Source organism: Klebsiella sp. EMBS2024 (assembly GCF_036233805.1).
Lineage (GTDB): Bacteria > Pseudomonadota > Gammaproteobacteria > Enterobacterales > Enterobacteriaceae > Klebsiella > Klebsiella pneumoniae.
The window spans coordinates 1,512,880-1,516,208 of sequence record NZ_JAZARW010000001.1; the positions used below are offsets into that span (position 1 = coordinate 1,512,880).

The following is a 3,329-nucleotide window of genomic DNA, read 5'->3' on the forward strand; positions in this document are numbered from 1 at the left end:
ATTTATGGACGATTTAACCTTGCGTTATTACGACGCTGAAATGCGCTACCTGCTGGAAGCGGGTGAAGAGTTTGCCCGCGCTCATCCTGAGCAGGCGGCAATGCTCAATCTCGACAAAGCGGGCGCTCGCGACCCCTTTGTCGAGCGCCTGTTTGAAGGTTTTGCCTTCCTGATGGGCCGCATGCGCGAGAAACTCGATGACGATCTGCCTGAGCTGACCGAAGGCGTGGTCAGTCTGCTGTGGCCACATTATTTACGTACCATTCCCTCGATGTCGGTCGTGGAGTTCACCCCCGACTGGCCGGAAATGAAAGAATCGATGACGATAGGCAAAGGTTTTGAAGTGCTTTCCCGGCCGATCGGTGAAAAGGGCACGCGCTGCCGGTACACCACCACCAAAGCGATCGCTCTGCAGCCGTTATCCCTGGAACGCGTCCAGCTGGCCACCGATACGGATGGCCGGTCGGTGATCACGCTGCGCTTTACCTGCAGCCAGCTGACGGACTGGCGCCGGGTCGATCTCAGTCATATCCCGCTGTACTGCAACGCCGATGCGCCGCTGGCCTGCGCCATGCACGAGGCCTTTACCCTCAATGTGGCCCGGATGTGGCTGCGCATGCCCGATGAGGTGGACAGAAGGCCGCTGGACGGGTATTTCAGCGCGCTGGGATTTGGCGAGGATGACGGCCTCTGGCCTGAAGATGGCCGCAGTTTTCGCGGTTACCAGCTGCTGCTGGAGTATTTTACCTTCCGCGAAAAGTTCATGTTCATCGATCTGCGCGGGCTGGAGACGGTGGCTTTTCCGGCCGGACTGGCGTGGTTTGAAATCGACGTCGTGCTGGCGGAACGCTGGGAACATGACTTCCGCTTCAGCGAAAAGCAGCTGCGCCTGCACTGCGTGCCAGTGATCAACCTGTTTCCGCTGGAGTCCGATCCGCTGACCATCAATTCCCTGCAGACCGAATACCCGCTGCGCCCGATGCGCGTGCAGGACGGCCACACCGAAATTTACACCGTCGATTCCGTGATCTCCTCACACCAGCAGGTTTACGCGCCGTTCTCAAGTTTTCGCCACAAAGGCGGCATGATGCGTCATGACGCGGCGGACTATTACTATCATACCCGGGTGCGCCGTGGCCCCTCCGGGCTGTACAACACCTGGCTTATCGTCGGCGGAGAAGCCTTTGATAATCATACCGTACCGGAAGATGAAAGCCTGTCGCTGACCCTCACCGGAACCAACGGCCAGCTGCCGCGTCGCGCGCTGCAGAGCACCGTGCTCGATACGGTGATGAAAACCACTTCCGCCAGTATTGCAGTGCGTAACCTCTGCGCGCCGACGCTGCCGTGCTATCCCCCCGCCCAGGACCGTTTTCACTGGCGGGTGCTGAGCCATCTGGGCAGCAGTTTTCTTTCCCTGATGGATAACGCGGAGGTCCTGCGCGGCACCCTGGCGCTGTATGAATGGACCGACAGCGAGATGAATCGTCGGCGTCTGGAAGCCATCCTCGACGTGAAGCACCGCGCAACAGAGCGCTTTGCACAGGGCCATCTGGTGCGCGGCGTGCAGATTGAAGTCACCCTCGACAGTCACGGCTTTGCCGGACGAGGCGATATATGCCTGTTTGGCGAGATGCTTAGCCGCTTCTTCGCGCTCTACACCGACATCTACTTGTTCAACCGCCTGATTATCATTCTGCAACCAACCGGAGAACGACTGGAATGGGAAGAGAAGCACAGCCGCCGCATTCCCGGCTGACCCCGCGGCTGGAGACCGACCTGCCGCGGATCAATTTTTACCGCTTCTGCCAGCTTCTGGAAAAACGGCGTCCCGGCCAACCGCTGATGGGGGGAACCAGCCATCCGGCTGACGATCCGGTGCGTTTTTACCCGCATCCGGGAATGGGATTTCCCGCCAGCGAACTGAAAGCCGTGGAATACGATGAGGCCGATAACAGCAGGCCGCCGGTCATTCGCACCACCTTTATGGGGTTGTACGGTGTCGATTCGCCGCTCCCGACGGTATATCTCGATGATATCGCCCAGCACAGGGAAGGGCATGAAGCGCTGCAGGGCTTACTGGATATCTTCAGCCACCGGATCATGACGCAGTTTTACCGCATCTGGCGGAAATACTCCTGGCCCGCCACCTTTGAGCCCGGCGGCACCGATCGTCTCTCGCAGTCGCTACTGGGCCTGGCGGGGCTGGGCATCCCCGGCACGACGCAGCATATCGCCTCGCCGGCGTCGCGCTTTCTGGCGCTCACCGGCGTGCTGCGTCAGCCGGGCAAAACCCAGCAGGGGATCCAGGCGCTGGTCACCCTGCTGGCCCCGGAGACCACCGTCAGGGTGAGCCCGTACAGCCTGCGTCCGGTGGCGATCAGCCAGCCGCTGGGGTTTTACGGCGATGACGACTTCTTCCTGGACGGCAATACGCCGCTGGGTGACGAAGCGATGGATGCCAGCAGCCAGCTCCTCGTCGCCCTTACCACCGACAATCCCGCGGAGGCGCAGGGCTGGAAGCCTGACGGCCCGCTGTTTCGGGACTTTCTCATCCTGCTGCGGGTATACCTCGGCTGGCGATTCCGGGCCAACATCACCCTGACCGCGCCGACCCGACTGCTGGCTGTCCCGCCGCTGGGGGACGAGCCGTTCTGGCTCGGTATGAACGGCGTGCTGGGCGTGGGTGAGGGCGAGAGTGAGGACGATATTCCTCAGACCTTTACCACCGAGCTGGGTACCTATACGGGCCTGCAGCCTGCCACCTTTCTACAAGGAAACCGACGTGTTACGTATAAGTTTGACTAAAACCGCCTGTCTGCTGCCCCTGCTTGCGCTTTGCCTGAGCGGATGCGGACTCACCCAGCGCGTCTCGGAGGGAACAAAGTCTGCCTTCAACGCCGTTTTTTATAAGAAAATTAATACGCTGCATCTGGACTTTACCGCGCGCGAAGCGCTCAACACCGATGCCAGAGAGAATCACTCGCTCTCTGAACCGGTGGTGGTGCGCATCTATCAGCTTAAAGATCGCCAGACCTTTGACCGGCTGGTTTACCAGCAGCTGCTGGAGGAGGGGGATATTCTGCTCGCCGCCGATCTCCTCGCCAGTCGCGATGTGGTGATCGGTCCCGGAGGGGACGCCAGTCTGAATATGCCGCTGGAAGCGGAGGCGACGTTCGTGGCGGTTGTCGGCCTGTTCCGCCATCCGGACACACAAAGAAATACCTGGAAGCAGGTGCTGGCGCGTGAGGAATTGGATCCGGACAAGCCGCGCATTTTCACCGCCGAACACAACCAGCTACGGCTCAGGCCTGAAGCGGCGAAGTAAC

Annotated in this window: 3 protein-coding genes; all 3 read left to right on the top strand. The window is 60.4% G+C overall.

What is annotated here, in order from left to right; translation table 11 throughout:
* The first annotated feature begins 4 nt into the window (after positions 1–4).
* Genes tssF through tssJ form a run of 3 tightly spaced genes read left to right on the top strand, consistent with a single transcriptional unit; the run spans position 5 to position 3,328 of the window.
* Positions 5–1,759, top strand: coding sequence for a type VI secretion system baseplate subunit TssF (gene tssF / locus VZP09_RS06790; protein ID WP_004892596.1), 1,755 nt, complete (start codon positions 5–7; stop codon positions 1,757–1,759).
* A complete protein-coding gene (tssG, locus tag VZP09_RS06795) occupies positions 1,723–2,808 on the top strand; it encodes a type VI secretion system baseplate subunit TssG (protein ID WP_328794976.1) in 1,086 nt (361 codons plus the stop codon). Before tssF ends, tssG begins: the two co-directional genes overlap by 37 nt.
* The gene (tssJ, locus tag VZP09_RS06800) at positions 2,786–3,328 is read left to right on the top strand and encodes a type VI secretion system lipoprotein TssJ (protein ID WP_004176417.1); all 543 of its coding nucleotides are present in this window, start codon (positions 2,786–2,788) and stop codon (positions 3,326–3,328) included. The genes tssG and tssJ overlap by 23 nt, the downstream gene beginning before the upstream one ends.
* Position 3,329 lies beyond the last annotated feature (1 nt).